This window comes from Flavobacterium sp. KY-23415 (genome assembly GCF_055384985.1).
Genome location: NZ_AP044001.1, coordinates 2805386 through 2823335 on the forward strand (window position 1 = coordinate 2805386; position 17950 = coordinate 2823335).

A 17950-nucleotide genomic window follows, 5' to 3' on the forward strand; every position below is an offset into this window, starting at 1 on the left:
ATTAAAAATTTATCATTAATAATTAATACAAGAGTTCTCGATACCTTTTTGTTTTGTAGTTCTTCACAAAAACATTTGAACAGACAGCGTTTAACCACCCCGTCCTTCGGACACCCCTCCAAAGGAGGGGAATTGCCAGAATGCTAAATAGTAGTTTTGTTTTCTTTACAGCATCTATTTACTACACAAAAACAAGTTATAAATGAGATGCTTACAGATGACAAGTTTGTGGTAATACTGCTTTTATTAGCGCTATAGTAGATAAAAATCAGCGTGAATTTGCAAAATCAGCGTGAGAAATAGAGAAACTTTGTTATTGATAGAAAGATTTAAAGTTTTTCATTAACCATTAAAAAGTTATCATTAATAATTAATACACGAGTTCTCGATACCTTTTTGTTTTGTAGTTCTTCACAAAAACATTTGAACAGACAGCGTTTAACCACCCCGTCCTTCGGACACCCCTCCAAAGGAGGGGAATTGCCAGAATGCTAAATAGTAGTTTTGTTTTCTTTACAGTATCTATTTACTACACAAAAACAAGTTATAAATGAGATGCTTACAGATGACAAGTTTGTGGTAATGCTGCTTTTATTAGCGCTATAGTAGATAAAAAATCAGCGTGAATTTGCAAAATCAGCGTGAGAAATAGAGAAACTTTGTTATTGATAGTAAGATTTAAAGTTTTTCATTAACCATTAAAAATTTATCATTAATAATTAATACAAGAGTTCTCGATACCTTTTTGTTTTGTTGTTCTCCACAAAACCACTCGAACGACAGGAGAGGAATTTTAACCACCCCGTCCTTCGGACACCCATTCAGCGGTTTAGCTTAAAGTTAGGCGACTTTGCTACTGGGATAGTATTTTTAAAATGATTCTTCTGTTTCATTCCAGTAATAGCTGTCAGGATACATTCGTGCACCAAAAATAGCTGTTCCTACTCGTATAATTGTGGCACCTTCTTCTATGGCAATTTCTAAATCGCCACTCATTCCCATTGATAATTCGTTCATTGTTACATTTGGAATGTTTAAGGATTTAATCTCTTTTTGTAGTTGTTTTAAAAGTTGAAAGCATTTTCGAATCTCCGTTGACTCAGAACTAAGTAAGCCTATAGTCATTAGTCCTTTAATGTGGATGTTTTTAAGTTTAGCTATTTCTTTAACTAGTTGAATAGTTTGGTCAGGAGAAACTCCAAATTTACTTTCTTCGAAGGAGGTGTTCACTTGAATGTAGATATCGATTTCTTTTTGCTCTAGAGCTAGTCTTTCTTGTAATTTTTGTGCAATAGTTAAGTTATCAATAGATTGTATGCAACTTGCCCATTTTAGTACTTCTTTAATTTTATTACTTTGTAAATGACCAATAAAATGAATTTCAGGATTTAAATGTTTAACGGCATTGCATTTTTGTTTTAGTTCCTGTACTTTATTTTCGCCTATTAATGTTTCACCTTGTTGCAATGCAAAATTTATTAGCTCTGAATTGACTGTTTTTGTGGCTAATAATAGACGAACTTCATCGTTCTTTCTATTTGCTTTTTCGCATGCAGATTGCATTCGATGGTGTATGATTTTTAAGTTTTTTGTAATATTTTCCATTAGTCTTGTACTACTTGGTGTTCTAAGCAATCGATTCTTAAATCGATACTTTTTAACTGTTTTTCCATTAAATTGCAATAATGGTTATTTTCTTCTTTTTTGTAATGAAAGCATGTTAAGCACATACGCTCTGTAGAAATAATATTTTTTTGATTGAGTTGGTAGATGAGTTGTAGTAATTGTTCTAAAAAGGCTCCTTTTTCTACTTTTGAGAAGGTATCGATAGACTCATTTAATACGGTTGTAAATCCGCTTGTTTTTTCTACAATTGCTTTTCCTTCGTTAGTTAATTTAACGGAAAAACTTCGAGTATCTTTGGCGTTGATGGTTTTTGTAAGTAAGTTTTTTTGGAGTAATACTTTAATAGAATCACTGATTGTTGCTTTTGTTAAATCAAATGCTGTAGCCAGCACACTTACAGTTAAATCTTCTTCTTTATGTGAACCACAAAAAATGAGTAATTGAATTTGAATAGGACTTATTTTATGCAATTTGCTTTCTTCCCAAAGTAACACTCTAAAAGCTTTCGAAATTCTTTCTAGTCCACTTATTATTTTTTGATTAACGTTATTGTTTTCCATCTTAGTCAATTAGTGTTACTTCTTTTGCTTCTTCTATTTCTATAATTTTATTTTTAACTGCTCTAAAGGTTAAGTCTTTTGCTTCAGCATAAGAAATAGAATAAGAGCGCTCTATATTTGTAAACTCTTTTGGAAACTGCATTAATAACGAATTATAATAGTTATCTAATTCATTATTACTAGGTGCTTCAAATTTTAGCTTTAATTGAAAACGTCTTAATAATGCAATGTCAATACTACTAGAATGATTGGTTGCAGCAATTAATAAGGTATCGTTTGGTAATTGATCTATAAGTTGAATTACAGTATTTACTAATCGTTTCATTTCTCCAGAATCCTTATCTTCAAAATCGCGTGTTTTGCCTATATAATCAAACTCATCTAAAAAAAGAACAGCATTTTCTCGGGATGCTTTTTTAAAAACTTCGGTTATATTTTTTGCAGTTTCACCCAATCGAGAAGATACAATTGTACCTAGATTGAGAGTGAATATTTTTTTGTTTAAAGCTTGAGCAATGGCTTTAGCTGTAGTTGTTTTTCCACAGCCTGTATAGCCAAATAATAGTAATTTATTATCTACAGGCAATTTGTATTCACTTAGAATATTGATGTACTTAAATTCTTTGATTAGCTGCTGTAGAGCTATTTTATTCGTAACACTTAAATGAATGTCATTTAATTCAATAATGGTTTCATTATTTGAATTTAAGATAAAGTCATGTATTGTCATTGCTGTTCTACTTTTAAAAGCACAAAGTTAGCAATCCTAATTTATATATCGCTTTTTTTATTGGCGATATATACCCATGCTTTTCTACCTGATTTAAACGTTTCTAAAACCCTTTTGTAATCTGAAACTTCATATTTATCTGTTTCAACAAGCTCTTGTTCTGTAATTTCGAATACAACTCCTTCGATAGCATCTTCTTTGTTTTCTGATGCTATTGCTATTGGGTGAAATTGTTGTTGACTTTTAGAGAGCACTTCTTTATCCGTAATTTTTAGTTGTTCAATTTTGTAATTTTCAAGAACATCATTAAAGCCGATTAATTTTCGACCATAGTTCTTTATTTGAACATTTTCTAATTGTAGCGTTCCGTATGAGAATAAATAATGCATTTTAGTATTCATAATTTAACAATTCTCTAGTTCAATAATATAATATCCTTTTTTTGAAATACTTTTTTCTATTTCTAAAGTAGCGGTTTCTATGTGGCAAAATTCACATTCTTTAGTTGTTAATTGTGAATTAAATAGTTTTTTTTCGGTTAAATATTTTTTCCCAAACACAAGTGCATTTTCTATTGTATTGTTTTCTTCTACAAGAATATCGAAATGCATAATTACTCCATTGCTTTTTTTAACGTAAGTGTCGTAAACTGAAATTTTCATGTGCAAATTTTTTAAGGTTAAAGTAGTGAGCATTATTGACTCACTACTTTAAAGTTTTTAGCCTTTCACATCATCTATTGATGCTCCAAAATTAAGATGTAAAACATTTTTATTTGGCGTTAATAAAGCAGGTACCGATTTTACTCCAACTGTCTCTGCTTCTAAAATTCTTGATCTGTCTTCTCCAATGTTTACAATTTCTAGATTGTCTATTCCAACTAATTCTATTATGTCATGCTCTGCACTGATGCATACAGGACAACCTGCGTGATAAAAGATTGATTTACTCATTCTGTTTTTTTTTTAAGATTACTACTTTTAATGTTGTGAATTCACATTGCAAATGTAGTAAGTAATCCTAACTAAATAAAATATTTATATGTTTTTTTTAAAAAGCCTTTTTGAATAGCTCTTTGTAAGTGTAAGCTTACCTAAAAATTGGATAATTGTATTATAATAAAAAAAAGCAACTTGTTTGAAAAGTTGCTTTTTTAGAGTATAGTATTGGGTTGGTTATTTAGAAGTGTTTTTCTTTTCTGTCTTTACAAACAGAGGTTTCTCAGCTTGTGAATGTGGTGTTTGTGTGGTGGGTTTCATGAAAGAATCATGAAGTGTACCAATCAAAGCCTTTTTTAATTTTTTAAGCAACAGCAACATCTATTGCAAATGTTTTAGAGATGTTGCTGTGTTGTTGCTAAAAAAAAACACACTTCACTTGGATATTATTTTTTAGACGCTTTCATGTTTTTGATGAACAGCTTCATTTCGTCTAAATGTTTCTGTTTTGTTTGTGTAACGCTAAGTTTGCTTTCAAAGTCAACTGCACCATTGAAGATATGACTAATATTTAAAGACGAACCTCTACTTGCTGAGTGACAAGAGAAGCAGTTGCCCATTCCTTCAACATTTTGACCGTGAATACTTGTTGGAGAAAAGCCAAGTTGCTCATAGGTTTCCATAGTAATATTATAGGCTGCTACAGAACCTCTTGGTAATTTACCAGGAGCAGGGTTGCTTAAAGAACCGCCCAATGAAACTAATAATTCGGCTTGTTCGGTTGGGTAACTGTAACCTTCGGTATCAATCCAAATAGAACCATTGTAAAAATAATTCGCCCAAATATCTTTTAATTGTTCTTTTACAGAAGCATTGATTGCTGCAATATTGTCATAATTTACAGGTTCTTCTTGGCTAGTTGAAAGGAAAGTGTTACCAGGCTGACGAGGTACTCCATATTGATTTACTGCGAAAACGCTCGTACTATCTGCATTAGGAGCATTGCTTGTAATGTTTGCTAGTGTGGCTGTTACATTTTTATTGAATAAAAGCTTGTTAGTTTCTGAAGTAACAGGAACATCGGAAGTTGTAGTTGCTTTCCAATCATAATAAGGAGCAAGGTCATGATGTTCGAAAGTAGCCCAAACAAATTCGGGATGGTTATATACTATGCCCACAACGTGCATTCCTAATAGTGCAATTTTTGTATTTTTCCCCTCTACTACAGCATCTGTAACAAAATAACCACTAGTATCTGGAATGGCATCGACACTTACCCATGCAATTTTTAATTCTAATGAACCCACTGGGAAAGTAGCCTTAGCATAATCGGCTTTGTTCATTTTAGCATACTTCCAAATGTTGTTATATAGTGTGTCGTTCACATGTATAGAATAATACACAGGGTAACTCGTAAGATTAGAACTAAACATTTTATTGGTATTTAGAATGTCACCCGTTGCTTGTTTTTTGTCAGATGCGGTCAAAACAATTTTTTTGTCTGTCGTTGGAATGCGAACAGTTTGAGAAGTAACTTGGAATAATTCTTCTAAAAATAGAGGTTGACCAGAAACATCATTCGTTAACCAAAGGAATTTTTGCCAAGACCATTGATGAAAATCACAGTTGCTAACGGTTGTATTGTCTCCAAAAACACTAGTTTTATCTTCTCTTGGAGGTGGTGTATTTCTTTTTCCTGTTGCAGGGTCAATGGTGAACCAACTAGCTGGAGCTAAGCAGGTTTTGTCTTCTTTTACATAGGTTGCTGCTGTTTCCTCTTTTACTTCTTCTTTCTTAGGGTCTTTACAAGATTGAAAGGAGAGTAAAACAACAAGTAACAGTCCCGTTAGGTTTTTAAATTTTTTCATGTTTTTTGGTTTTAATTAATTAAATGTTTTAGGAATTTGTTTGTGTATAAATGTATTAGGATGTGAATGGATATACAATTGAAACTTGTTTTTATGTGAGTGTATTTTTGCAAATTAGTTTGTTTTATAATGTCTTGTTTGTTTTTAATATGCTACACGACTTTTTGAGAAAATAGATTTTACGAGTCTAATTGTCAATGTTTTAAGTTGTGTAGGTGTTTGTTTGAAAAAAGGTTATTTAACAAAGCTAAGCATAATTTTATAGATTTGTACAGGTAGTTTTACCTGTTTTTTTAAAAAAATAGATATTAATTTTAGTTGTAAATATTTTGAAATTGAGAGCGTTAGGTAGTGATTGGCAGTTTTGCTTCCAATTTGTGATTTTTCGAACGTTTGAAAGAGAATGCTATTCGTATTTTCTGTAAAACGCTCTAATTTTAACCACCCCGTCCTCCAGAGGAGGGGAATTGTTGGCGTGCTAGTTCGTTGTTTAGTTTACAGTAGCTACGTCACTTCGAGTTTTTTCAATGTAATGCAATGGAATTGAAAAAGTATCGAGAAGTTTTGTTTTTCAGTACACGAGTTCTCGATACACTGTTTATAAAATTGCTAGTCACATTTTATAAACAGCATTGACGGTTTTGAGGTTTGAGGAACTTCTTTACACTATATTACTAAACCAATTATTAGTTACTTTAAATGTGTTGAATTAATGACGATACTAATTAGTGTTATAATACAAATACGATGCTACCAAAACTATTTATAGCAAAAAACAAATAAAGGAGGCTGTCCAAAAAGTTAGTAATCTTGTCATTTCGACGGTAGGAGAAATCACAGATCACTGATTATGAGATTCCTCCTACCGTCGGATTGACAAAAATATGTTGATTTTTTACTTTTAGGACAACCTCCTTTATTGTAGTAAATGACTCTAATTATTTCTTCAAAACTTTAAATCGCTTAACACCTTCTTCAGATTGAACAGTTATAAAGTAAATACCCGCACTCAAACCTACCATATTCATACCAAAATTAGCAGTATTTGGAAGTTCAGTCATCAATAATTGTCCGGAAACATTAAAAACTTCAATTTTAGTCAAAATTCCTGTCATAGAGTTAATGTTTAAAACATCAACAACTGGATTTGGATAATAGTTTAGATCTATTTGATTAAAATCATCTACACCTAAAGTATTATTATAGAGTTCAAAATCATCAACATAAAAAGTCGTTGGTGAATTGTCATTCACAGTACCGTTCGTTGCCCAAAAAGCAAAACGAACATGTCCAGATTCTGGTAAATAATTAAAATTAACTATTTCACCCGTGTTTGAAATCGGTGTTTGACTATTCCATTCTTCCAAAATAGACCAATTTAACCCATTGTTAATTGAAAAATAAAGGACAACTCTATCATCTGCATCCATAGTTGCTGCATTGGTATTCCCCATTTCTGTAAGTGCGATTTTAAATTTTAATTCGTTATTCGGAATCATTTGATATTTAGGTGAAATCATCCAGACTCCATTAGTATTACCTGAACCAATTATATCTATTTTAGCAGATGTATTGTTTGGTGTATTTGCAAAATTATCTACAATCTCCCAATTCATACTTGCAGATTTTTCGGTTAAAATCGTAAGGTTATTATTTGTTATTTCCCAACAAGATTCTTCAAATGTATTAAAAGCAAACACATAAGGAATTTCTTCTAGGCAACTAAATCCATTAACAGCTGTTTCATCTCCAATAACAAAATTATCCAATCTAAAACCTCTACTTGAATTTGATGAACCAGCAGCATTATTAAAATACTTGAATCGGAAAACAACATTTGATTGATTTTGAAGAAAAGAGATATTCATCTTCGCAGTCATAATTTTACCCGACAAATCGAACCAACCAGGCTCATTATTCAAATCAGAAAGTGTCTGATAATTTTGGTACCAGTTTATACATGGACCACTATCCATTGTAATCAGAATCCATGTAGTACCTCCATCTAAAGAATATTCCATATTCCCACCACTGGTAAAAGATTTTCCAATACACATATAATCAAAAGCCATAAACAATGGTTGCGTCTGACCTGTAAAATCAAACACAGGACTCTGAATATAATACATTGGTGTCAAAGAACTCTGCCATGGTCCGTAAGCAACATTCTCCGTTCTTAAAACACCATCATAAATGCGTGTATATAAATTTTCTTGAACAGCTTGAGGAATTCTTGTAACTGCTCTGTAATTATCTAGAACATTTGGCGATAGACCATTATAAGAATAGCCATGCCAGCCATTTATAACTGCTCCTTCAAAATTCTCCTGATAAGGAAAAACAGTTACTCCATTTAGTTTTAAATCCCAAGCACCTGTATTATTTGTTTCTATTGATTCTGCATTAAGATTATCCCCATCTACTACATAAAGCAAATAAGAATAAGAGCTGAAATTTGAAGGAACTGCATATTCCAAACTCTTGTGATGTTTAAATTCAGGACGAATTTTTGGAACTGGAGCAGTTCCCAATAAGTAGTCACCAGCATCTAAGGTAGCATCTGAGGACAAATAAAACTTTATATATGTTGCATTACTTATATAATTGCCATTATTCTTAATATCGATAGAAAAATTAATTTTTTCAGATAATGAGCTCACATACATGTCTTTACTGTAAGGAACAGTTAAATCAATTGTGGATTCGGAAATTGAAAAATTATCCAACAGAAAACCTTCACTAGAATAATATGCATAATCGTCATCTGAATTATCAAACTTAGTAACATTAAATCGAAACCTGATATTTTCATAGTCCTTTAGTTGAGGAATGTTTATAGCATAATGGGTATTCCTGTCAACATCTCTAGAATTATAATCTTCTTGTGTACTTAGAACATTTTCGAAACGGCTAAACATAAGCTCAGTACCAAATGCCATATTTTCTACATCTAAACCAGTATTTTCATTATAGTTCATAGCTTTCGACCATTTAGTATACGATTCGTTTATTGGAGTAAGAACTTGCCAGGTAGTACCATTATCTGTAGAGTAACTTAAGTTAATTTCCCCTGTTCTGTAGTTTCTTGCATGAGTATCCATATCGAACTCTAACACTGGATTAACACTTTGTGATAAATCGAAAACCGGTGTATAAAGGTGCATTCTACTTAAGCTAGAAAGAATGCCATTTGCGTTAGTAACCCATGCCTTAGTACCAGAAAAGGCAGCATTTAAATGTTGTCCATTAGGAGTACTAAGTGCCCAATCATCATTTCCTAAACTTTTATCATGAACCCAATGCTGAGCTTGTGTCTCAAAATCATTGAAATACGGAAAACCTTGAGTTGGTGTTTGTTCTATTTTAATAAAACCAATATTATTAGTCTCAAAAATCTCTTCAACCTGATTACCCGCATCTAAACTATATATGATATAATATTCGCCTGCTTGTTGTGTGGGCTTAGTAAATGTAAATTGTTCCCACTGCCCTGTTTCTGCTGTCACTTCTGTATAGGTCTGCTGTCCTAATAAGACATCGGAAGCATCCAGATTCTGATCGGTAGACCAATAAAAAGAGGTGGAAGAAACACCCGTATTTACTTTTCCACTATTAGTAAGATAATATTTTATTTCACCTGAAGCTAGCTGAGAAGAAGTAAATCTATTATTAAAATCAATTCTTTCTATTGTTAAATCAGCTTTTGCAGGGCCAATATATAAATCATCAAAAATAATTCCTTCTGGTTTTAAATAGTTGGTTTGGAATGTTATTCGGAATCGGATGTTTTCTAAGGAAGCCATTGTGGCTGGTATTGGAATATTTACAAATTCCCACTCGTCTGAAGTGTTTTCTGGAATAGTGTAAAAATCTTGCCAATAATCTCCGCATCCTGAAATATATTGCACTTTGTAGAAATTACCATAATACCCAACCGTACTATCATAATTGTCTTTAAACCAAAAACTTAAATACAATTGATCTGTTAAGGAACTTAAATTAAAAAAAGGTGACTCCACCCATTGCATAGTGCTCTCTGGTATATTTTCATTAGTTGTCCCACTTGTATGCCATGCATAATTACCAGAATGTGTTCCCTCTATATGATGTCTAAGTCCTTCTCCAAGCCCCCAAACCATAGGGGTTGTACTTGCTGGATGCTGTGCAGCTTTCCAGTTTTGTTGATTCGATTCAAAATCATCAGAAAAGGGAAGGCTATAAATTGGTTTTACTAGTAACGATGCATACGACACATTATCAAATTCATTATTCTCATTAACTGTATTATTAAAATCGTGCACATATAAAATATAATATTGTCCTGGAGTTAAAGAAGATGATATTGGAATAATCTTTTCCCAACTCGAAACAGTTTCCGCTATATCTGAAGTTTTTTCATCCAAATAGGTATCTCCTGCATCTAAAACAGTATCGGTAGATAAATAGTATTTTGTAGTTACATTAAAATAGGCCGCATACTGATTACTAAAATTGAGTGCACTAACAACTTTAATTTCTGCACAAAGCGGTGAAATCTCAATGTTAGTACCTTGAGTAGCCGAAATATTATAATATTCTGGAGTAATTGAAAAATCATCAATAACCCAACCGAAGCCATTGGTGTAAGAATTGGTTACAAAACGAAATCTAAATTTTACATTTGCATTACCTTGTAAAGAAGAAAGGTTAATTGCCGAAATAGTACTATAACCGGATGAAGAACGGTAAAAACCGACACTTGATTGCCAATCTTTTTTTAAAGTTGTGGCTGGATTGAATAATTGCCAGGTTACTCCATTATCAATAGAGTAATCTAAATAAAAACTAGAAGAATTTATATTGCTTGTATGTTTAAACGAAAGTACATAAGGAAGCGCTGCATTGGTTAAATCAAATGAAGGTGATTCCAGAACCCTAACAGAGCTAGTTGTTGGTGTACCCCGAAGTTTAGTCTCCCAAGCTAGATTATTAGGATTGCTTTCTAATGAAGCTAAACCATGTTCCCAATCATCAGTTCCAGAAATCGCATAATGATTCCAACCTGTCAACGTATTAACATCATTGAAATTATTTACATAAGGTAGTGTTTCTTGGGAATGGGAGGTAAAACTAATAAAGAATAAAAGGAGTAAGATTTTTTTCATTGTAATTTAAATAGACAGTTTATCAGATTGCAAATTTAATTATAATTAATTTGTTTGTAAAATATTACATACAAATATCTCAGATATATTTTTTTATTGAATTTTATTCGATTTTTAAGTCAGGGAATTCACATTTAAAAACTTTAAGTAACCACTGGAAAGACTCATCTTAGTAGGATAAATAGTAGTCGGTTTACATTAAAAAAATGACCACAAACTGCACGCAATTATAAAAATAATTTTTCAAAGAATGTTTTACAACTTTGAAATATCCAAGAAGAACAAATAAGAAAGTATTTTTTACAAAAAGTTCTCGATACATTTTTCATGAAATCGCTAGTCGCATTTTATAAACAGCACTCGAACAGACGGTTTGGATGGGGTTTTGTATTAATAGACGAGTTCTCGATACATTTTTGCTTTGTTGTTCTTCATAAAAACATTTGAACAGTAGGAGAGGAATTATAACCACCCCGTCCTTCGGACACCCCTCCAGCGGATGGGAATTGTTGCGGCACTAGCTAGTTGTTTTATTTTTCGTTAAGACTTTGCATATTAATACTACAAATAGGTACTTTTAATTCATGCAAAATTAAACGTCTATCGTTAAGAGTTTGATATTTACTTTCTCCATATTCTAAATAAACGTCAATTTTTGAATCGGAATTAATAATGTATTCATTGGTAAAAAAAATGCATTTTAGACCATATACATTAATCGTAATTTTATCATCGATTATTTTTTTAGAACAAACATTTAATACGCATAAGCCATTAAAATCACCATGAATAATTCCTATTCTTTCTCCATTAGACAGAACTTCTATCACGGAGCCAATAAGAATGTCGTTTGAATTTTTTTCGAGAGTTTGAAATTCAATTCGAATCATTTTGTTAGCAACTACTGTTTGCGCACTTAGCCAAAAAGTAGTTAGTATTAAAATGAATACAGCTATAAATTTGATGTTTCTCATAGTTAGGGAATACTTCCTGTATGATTGAGTGTTATGTTTTTAACAAATCTAAACTTTTGCTAGTGAATGAGTAACTGTTTTTTTAGAAGAAAGTTTTATGGGTTTTCATTAATAATCAATCATTAACAATCCAGCATCAACAATTAAGAAATTCTTCTCTTTCGTACCAACAACCACACCACAATAGGAGCACCAATAATAGAGGTAATGGCGTTAATAGGCAACGTAATGTCGTTACCAGGAAATTGCGCTACAATATCACAAAACAATAAAATAATAGCACCAAGCAAAGACGTACTCCAAAACAACACAAAATGATTACTCGTTTGGAAAACTAACTTAGCTATGTGAGGCACAGCCAAACCAATAAAAGCAATAGGGCCTACAAAAGCAGTGATGCTTCCTGCTAAAATACTGGTTGCGAAAAGTATAATATAGCGTGTTCTTTTAAAATTAACACCTAAACTATTGGCATATTTTTCACCCAATAATAAGGCATCTAGAGGTTTAATGACTAAAAAACTAAGGGCAATACCTATAAAAGTAATGATGGAAAGCAAAGTAACATCGCTCCAACTTAAATTGCCCAAACTCCCTAACGTCCAGAAGGTGTATTTCTGTAATTGTTCGGCAGTGGTAAAATAGGATAAAATAGAAACTACAGCATTGGTAATACTTCCAAACATTAAACCCACAATCAAGATCGACATAGTGTCTTTTAAACGTTGGGAAACAAACAGTACTGCAATTAAAACCATTGCACTTCCCAAACCAGAAGCTACCACTAATCCGTATGAAGATAAAAATATAGCGGCTAAGGCTGTTGGTAACACACTAGAACCTAATAGTACAACAGCAACACCCAAGCTTGCTCCCGAACTCAACCCTAATACATAAGGACCAGCCAACGGATTTCGAAATAGGGTTTGCATCAATAAACCACTAATAGACAATGCTATGCCTACTAAAATAGCGGTGATTGCTTTGGGTAACCTAAAATTGAGAATGATATATTCCCACGAACTTTTAGACACTTCATTGCCTGTTAAACAATTAACAACTTCTTTGAAAGGAATATTAATTGAGCCTAAGCTAATGTTTACAATAGTCAGAAAGGCTAGTATAAGCAATAGGAGTATCAGTAATATGGAAAACTTCTTCGTCACGCTAGTCTAACTTTTTCGCAAAGGTAAAGGTATAATTGGGTAAAACCTCAGGATGGAATATTTTTATAAAATCTTTCAAAACTAAATCAGGCCTACTTGGAGCTAGTTCATAATAAATAGTACCACCTGTTGCACCTTTTTGACTTTCAAGAGTATAAACTTGTTTGGATTGGTAGGCATCGAATTTTTTATAATGATGATTCTCTTTTGTGAGTTGTGCAAGCGATTCAATTGCTCCATTCGTAATCCAAATATCGGCATGCTGTGCTTTGTCAAAAACACTTTCAAAAGACAAGGGCTGACTTCCTGTTCCCGGAATGTCGTTCCACAAATAATTGGTTTTAGCATCTTTTAAAAATTGGGCTATCCAGCTGTTACCACGTGCTACAAACCATTGGTCTTTGTAAAGGGAACCATACATAACTGTTTGTTTTGGAGTAACCTCTTTTACCAAAGTTAAGGTTTCATTGTAATCGTTTTCAATTTGGTTGTAAATGCTATTCGCTTCTTTTTCCTTTCCTAATAACGCTCCATAAAATTTAATCCATTCTGCTTTTCCTAAAGGAGATTGCTCCATCCAATCGGCTTGAAACAACACATTTAATCCATTAGCAACTAATTTGTCCACCATTTTGTTGGTGTTGTCCACACCAAAAGTAACTATTGCTTCGGGTTGCATATCAAACAATAATTCAATGTTCAAGTTTTCATTTTGTCCTACATCTCTAAGTTGTCCTTTATTTATTAAAGCTCTAGTTTTTGGAGACGAAATATAATTGGTATGCGGAAAACCAATCAGTTTAGTTTCGCTATCGAGCATTTCTAAAAAAGGAATAATGGTGGTTGAGGTGACTACCAAGTTTTTTAGGGGTACAGTAATAGCAGTATATTTTTGTAAACTATCGGGCAGTTTTGCGGTTGCTTTTTTTAATACATAGGTATATCCAGCTGTTGCGTCTGGCCAAGGTGTTTTTACTTTTACAATGGAGTAATCTTCATATTTAAAAATATCCAAACCAGTAGCATGTTTGATACTGTTTTCTGCGGTACTAATTTTTGTAGGAGTAACTTCGGTTTTTTTCTTACAGCTAATAAAAAGGAAACTAGCTAAGAATAGTATTTTGAAAGTAGATTGCATCTCTTGAAATTCTGTTTCGGCAAATGTAAGAAAAAATATAAGTAGGTGTTTTTATAAATATGATTTTGATGTTCAGCGTCGGTTCGAGTGTTTTTAGAAAAAGCGAACAGTAATTTTATAAAAAATGTATCGAATACTTGTAAATTTAAATCAAAAACTATGTTATACGTTCCGATAGCTTTCGGAACACTTGAAGTGAAGTAGTTTGTGCATAAGAAGTTTTATGAATATAGAATCAGCGTTTGTCTGCTAAATTTGCGTGTTTTATTTTTTTAATTTCACGTAGATTTCACAGATTAAAGCAGATTAGTGTCAAATCTTAACTTTGTCAAATAAGAATTAAAATACCACAAACTAAGTTTTCCTTAAAAGCTTAAAATAGTATCTTTACGCAATGAATTCGGTTAGAGAAAAAACATGTAGCATTTGTCAAAATACTTTTGGTTGCGGTAATCCATCAGAAACGGTTCGTTGTTGGTGTAATGATTTGCCACCTATTTTTAATTTGGATAACATAACAGATTGTTTGTGTCCCAAATGTTTGAAACATGCAACGATTAAAAAAATAGACGATTATGTGAATACCATTACACCAGAAAATAGTTGTAGCAATATAGCTAAGGATTTGCCTAAAACGACACAGCTCGTGGAAGATATCGATTACTATTTAGAAAACGGAAATTATGTATTTACCAAATGGTTTCATTTAAAAAGAGGAAGCTGTTGCGGGAATAAGTGTAGACATTGTCCGTATAATTAGTGGTTAATTATTAATTATAGAATTGTGTTGATGGTTCTTCGTGTTTAATTATAAATAATGATGATAAAGAAAAACCAAATCAGCAACGTATTTTTATAAGTAGCGATAAACATTATAATAGTATCAAAATGACCAATAGCTGAATAAAATGTTTTAAAACAACCTAAATTATCAAAATCACAAATCAATCATTAACAATTAATTCAATGCTTTATTTAATAACAGGAGGAGAACGTTCAGGGAAAAGCGGTTACGGACAAGACTTGGCAATGTCATTATCAAAAAAACCAATGTATGTTGCAACGGCTAGAAACTGGGATGGTGATTTTCAAAAAAGAATTGATAGACACCAAAGTGACAGAGACGAAAACTGGGTTAATATCGAAAAAGAGAAACACCTTAGCGAAATTGATTTCTCTGGAAAAGTAGCGATGATAGATTGCGTAACACTTTGGTTAACCAACTTTTTCGTAGATACTAAAAACGATGTAGAATTGTGTTTAGAACAAGCCAAAAAAGAAATCGAATTAGTTTTGCAACAAGAAGATGTTACCATTATAATTATCACTAACGAAATTGGAATGGGTGTTCATGCGGCAACACACGTTGGTAGAAAATTCACCGAATTACAAGGTTGGATGAACCAATATTTAGCTAAAAAAGCCGATAAAGTAGTACTAATGGTTTCGGGAATTCCTGTGCCAATAAAATAAATAAAATGAAAGTTTTAAGTTCATGGAGTGGAGGCAAAGACAGTTGTTTTGCTTTAATGAAAAGTGTAGCAGAAGGATTCCAACCAACAGTACTGTTAAACATGATGAATGAAAACGGAAAAGTATCACGTTCGCATGGTATTCCGTTGGCTATTTTAGAACAACAAGCGGCTCAAATGGGAGTTACTTTAGTAGCTGTTCCTGCCTCTTGGTCGCAATATGAAGAAAATTATATTGCAACGTTGCATAAAATTAAAGAAGAACATCAAATAGAAGGAGTAGTTTTTGGAGATATTGATTTAGAACCACATCGAGAATGGGAAGAAAAAGTATGCAAAGCTGCAAATCTAAAAGCTTTTTTACCTTTGTGGCAACAAAACAGAATCGATTTAGTAAATCAAATGCTAGAGCAAGGTATAGAAACAATGATTGTTTCTTGTAATTTAGAAATGGGCGAAAGTTATTTAGGAAAGTTATTAACCAAAGAACTGGCATTTGAACTAGAGCAAAAAGGAATCGATCCATGTGGAGAAAATGGAGAATTTCACACTTTAGTGCTAAATTGTCCGTTGTTTCAAAACCGAATACAATTGCCTAATTTTGAAGTGAAAACCTATGAGAATTACTGTTTTGTAGTTTGGGAGGAAAATTAAATGAAAGATTTATACGAAATAATAGCCTCAAGAAGAGATACGCGTCATTTTACTACTGATAAAGTGCCAGATGAAGTGCTTGAAAAAGCCATAGCAGCAGGACACGATGCTCCTTCTGTGGGTTTAACCGATGCTACCCGTTATTATATTATAGAATCGGATACTATTAAAAAGAAAATAAAGGAATTATTTTTGGCTTATCATGAAAAAGCGGCGAATGCAACCGATGATGAAGCGCAAAAAGAATCCTATTTGAAATTAAAATTAGAAGCGATTGAAGAAGCACCCATCGGAATGGTGATTGCCTATGATCGCTCTGTTTTAGATTCATTTACTATTGGAACTGTGGGTAGTAACGAAGCTATAAAGTTCAGTGCAGTTTGTGCAGCTCAAAATATTTGGTTGTCTTTAACCGAACAAGGCTATTCTATGGGTTGGGTTTCAATTCTAAATTACTATGATTTTAAAACCATCCTAAATATTCCAGAATACATTGAACCTTTAGGTTATTTTTGTATTGGAAAACCAGCAACTGATTACGGCAACCAACCCATGTTGCAACAATTGCAATGGAAAGAGAAGATGGCTGAGGCCAATGTGATTAAGGTAGAAGAAATGAGCGAAGTTGATACTAAAAAGACACCTTTAGCAACTAGTAAAAATAATTCATCTGAAGATTTAACGAAGCAATTACACCATAAAATTGACCAAAAAACCAAACCTGAAGGAGCTTTAGGACTTTTAGAAAAATTGGCCTTACAAATAGGATTGGTTTTTAAAACGGAAACACCGGAAATTAGAACCCCACATATTGTTGTCTTCGCTGCCGATCATGGTATTGCCAATCATGGAGTAAGTGCCTATCCACAAGAAGTAACTAGACAAATGGTGACTAACTTTCTAGAAGGTGGTGCAGCCATTAACGTATTTTGCAAACAAAACAACATTGCTTTAGCTATTGTGGATGCTGGAGTGAATTATGATTTTCCAACGAATACAAATCTGATTAACAAAAAAGTAGCCAAAGGCACGCAATCTTTTTTACAAACAGCAGCTATGAGTCACACCGAAATGGAGTTGTGTTTTACAAACGGAGCGGCTATTGTAAATGAAATTTATCAAAATGGTTCTAATTGTATTGGTTTTGGTGAAATGGGGATTGGGAATACATCAACAGCTTCGGTTTTACTATCGGTTTTAACTCCTTTTACTATTGAAGAATGTGTAGGAAAAGGAACAGGTGTTGCTAATGAAAAATTGGAAAACAAAATAAAAATCCTTTCAAAAGCGATTCAAAATTACACAGGTTCAAATGATTTTGAAGAACTTGTTGCTTATTTCGGAGGATTTGAAATTTTGCAAATGGCAGGAGGAATGTTGCAAGCTTATCAAAACAATATGCTCATTTTAGTAGATGGTTTTATTTCGAGCGTGGCATTTTTAATAGCTTACAAGAAGAATCCAGCAATAAAAGCAAATGCCATATTTTGTCATTGTTCTGAAGAAAAAGCACATAAAGCTTTATTGAATTATTTAGAAGTAAAACCTGTTTTGCATCTAAACATGCGGCTAGGAGAGGGCAGTGGTTGTGCGGTTGCATTTCCAGTTATTCAATCGGCAATAATTTTTTTAAATGAAATGGCTAGTTTTGAAAGCGCTGGAGTGAGTAGTAAATAACAT

At 32.7% G+C, this 17950-nt stretch carries 15 protein-coding genes; 4 read left to right on the forward strand and 11 right to left on the reverse strand.

Annotation, left to right across the window (positions count from 1 at the left end; translation table 11 throughout):
- Nucleotides 1–870: 870 nt before the first annotated feature.
- From ACZ49Z_RS12195 to ACZ49Z_RS12245, 11 genes are all read right to left on the reverse strand, one after another.
- On the reverse strand, nt 871–1605 hold the full coding sequence (locus tag ACZ49Z_RS12195) for a YggS family pyridoxal phosphate-dependent enzyme (protein WP_464304594.1): 735 nt from the start codon (nt 1603–1605) through the stop codon (nt 871–873).
- Nucleotides 1605–2186 (reverse strand): MarR family winged helix-turn-helix transcriptional regulator, encoded by a 582-nt coding sequence (locus tag ACZ49Z_RS12200; protein ID WP_464304595.1) that lies wholly within the window; start codon nt 2184–2186, stop codon nt 1605–1607. The genes ACZ49Z_RS12195 and ACZ49Z_RS12200 overlap by 1 nt, the downstream gene beginning before the upstream one ends.
- A 1-nt stretch (nt 2187) precedes the next feature.
- Nucleotides 2188–2916: an AAA family ATPase gene (locus tag ACZ49Z_RS12205; RefSeq protein ID WP_464304596.1), complete on the reverse strand. Its 729-nt coding sequence runs from the start codon at nt 2914–2916 to the stop codon at nt 2188–2190.
- A gap of 41 nt (nt 2917–2957) precedes the next feature.
- A complete protein-coding gene (locus tag ACZ49Z_RS12210) occupies nt 2958–3317 on the reverse strand; it encodes a gamma-glutamylcyclotransferase family protein (RefSeq protein WP_464304597.1) in 360 nt (119 codons plus the stop codon).
- Nucleotides 3318–3320: 3 nt separating this feature from the next.
- Entirely contained in the window at nt 3321–3578 is a 258-nt protein-coding gene (locus ACZ49Z_RS12215) for a DUF2024 family protein (protein ID WP_464304598.1), read from the reverse strand.
- 57 nt (nt 3579–3635) lie between these two features.
- Nucleotides 3636–3869, reverse strand: a complete 234-nt coding sequence (locus ACZ49Z_RS12220) for a thioredoxin family protein (RefSeq protein ID WP_464304599.1) — start codon at nt 3867–3869, stop codon at nt 3636–3638.
- 431 nt (nt 3870–4300) lie between these two features.
- Complete coding sequence (locus tag ACZ49Z_RS12225) at nt 4301–5722, reverse strand: hypothetical protein (protein ID WP_464304600.1); 1422 nt, start codon at nt 5720–5722, stop codon at nt 4301–4303.
- A gap of 938 nt (nt 5723–6660) precedes the next feature.
- A complete protein-coding gene (locus ACZ49Z_RS12230; protein WP_464304601.1) occupies nt 6661–10866 on the reverse strand; it encodes a CARDB domain-containing protein in 4206 nt (1401 codons plus the stop codon).
- Nucleotides 10867–11396: 530 nt separating this feature from the next.
- On the reverse strand, nt 11397–11840 hold the full coding sequence (locus tag ACZ49Z_RS12235) for a hypothetical protein (protein WP_464304602.1): 444 nt from the start codon (nt 11838–11840) through the stop codon (nt 11397–11399).
- A 143-nt stretch (nt 11841–11983) separates the two neighbouring features.
- Nucleotides 11984–13006, reverse strand: coding sequence for an iron chelate uptake ABC transporter family permease subunit (locus ACZ49Z_RS12240; RefSeq protein ID WP_464304603.1), 1023 nt, complete (start codon nt 13004–13006; stop codon nt 11984–11986).
- Between the two features lies 1 nt (nt 13007).
- Complete coding sequence (locus tag ACZ49Z_RS12245) at nt 13008–14144, reverse strand: ABC transporter substrate-binding protein (RefSeq protein WP_464304604.1); 1137 nt, start codon at nt 14142–14144, stop codon at nt 13008–13010.
- A gap of 394 nt (nt 14145–14538) precedes the next feature.
- Between ACZ49Z_RS12245 and ACZ49Z_RS12250 the strand changes: the two genes are divergently transcribed.
- The 4 genes from ACZ49Z_RS12250 (at nt 14539) to cobT (ending at nt 17947) form a co-directional block, all read left to right on the forward strand.
- Entirely contained in the window at nt 14539–14904 is a 366-nt protein-coding gene (locus tag ACZ49Z_RS12250) for a DUF5522 domain-containing protein (RefSeq protein ID WP_464304605.1), read from the forward strand.
- A 206-nt stretch (nt 14905–15110) separates the two neighbouring features.
- Nucleotides 15111–15617, forward strand: coding sequence for a bifunctional adenosylcobinamide kinase/adenosylcobinamide-phosphate guanylyltransferase (locus ACZ49Z_RS12255; RefSeq protein WP_464304606.1), 507 nt, complete (start codon nt 15111–15113; stop codon nt 15615–15617).
- 5 nt (nt 15618–15622) lie between these two features.
- On the forward strand, nt 15623–16270 hold the full coding sequence (locus ACZ49Z_RS12260) for a Dph6-related ATP pyrophosphatase (protein ID WP_464304607.1): 648 nt from the start codon (nt 15623–15625) through the stop codon (nt 16268–16270).
- Nucleotides 16271–17947, forward strand: coding sequence for a nicotinate-nucleotide--dimethylbenzimidazole phosphoribosyltransferase (gene cobT, locus ACZ49Z_RS12265; protein ID WP_464304608.1), 1677 nt, complete (start codon nt 16271–16273; stop codon nt 17945–17947).
- Nucleotides 17948–17950: the final 3 nt, after the last annotated feature.

Excerpts from the sequence above, each read along its gene's own strand:
- ACZ49Z_RS12195 (WP_464304594.1), bottom strand. The coding sequence starts at position 1,605 with ATGGAAAATATTACAAAAAACTTAAAAATCATACACCATCGAATGCAA.
- ACZ49Z_RS12230 (WP_464304601.1), bottom strand. The coding sequence starts at position 10,866 with ATGAAAAAAATCTTACTCCTTTTATTCTTTATTAGTTTTACCTCCCAT.
- cobT (WP_464304608.1), top strand. The coding sequence starts at position 16,271 with ATGAAAGATTTATACGAAATAATAGCCTCAAGAAGAGATACGCGTCAT.
- ACZ49Z_RS12220 (WP_464304599.1), bottom strand. The coding sequence starts at position 3,869 with ATGAGTAAATCAATCTTTTATCACGCAGGTTGTCCTGTATGCATCAGT.
- ACZ49Z_RS12245 (WP_464304604.1), bottom strand. The coding sequence starts at position 14,144 with ATGCAATCTACTTTCAAAATACTATTCTTAGCTAGTTTCCTTTTTATT.
- ACZ49Z_RS12225 (WP_464304600.1), bottom strand. The coding sequence starts at position 5,722 with ATGAAAAAATTTAAAAACCTAACGGGACTGTTACTTGTTGTTTTACTC.
- ACZ49Z_RS12235 (WP_464304602.1), bottom strand. The coding sequence starts at position 11,840 with ATGAGAAACATCAAATTTATAGCTGTATTCATTTTAATACTAACTACT.
- ACZ49Z_RS12260 (WP_464304607.1), top strand. The coding sequence starts at position 15,623 with ATGAAAGTTTTAAGTTCATGGAGTGGAGGCAAAGACAGTTGTTTTGCT.
- ACZ49Z_RS12205 (WP_464304596.1), bottom strand. The coding sequence starts at position 2,916 with ATGACAATACATGACTTTATCTTAAATTCAAATAATGAAACCATTATT.
- ACZ49Z_RS12215 (WP_464304598.1), bottom strand. The coding sequence starts at position 3,578 with ATGAAAATTTCAGTTTACGACACTTACGTTAAAAAAAGCAATGGAGTA.
- ACZ49Z_RS12255 (WP_464304606.1), top strand. The coding sequence starts at position 15,111 with ATGCTTTATTTAATAACAGGAGGAGAACGTTCAGGGAAAAGCGGTTAC.
- ACZ49Z_RS12250 (WP_464304605.1), top strand. The coding sequence starts at position 14,539 with ATGAATTCGGTTAGAGAAAAAACATGTAGCATTTGTCAAAATACTTTT.
- ACZ49Z_RS12200 (WP_464304595.1), bottom strand. The coding sequence starts at position 2,186 with ATGGAAAACAATAACGTTAATCAAAAAATAATAAGTGGACTAGAAAGA.
- ACZ49Z_RS12210 (WP_464304597.1), bottom strand. The coding sequence starts at position 3,317 with ATGAATACTAAAATGCATTATTTATTCTCATACGGAACGCTACAATTA.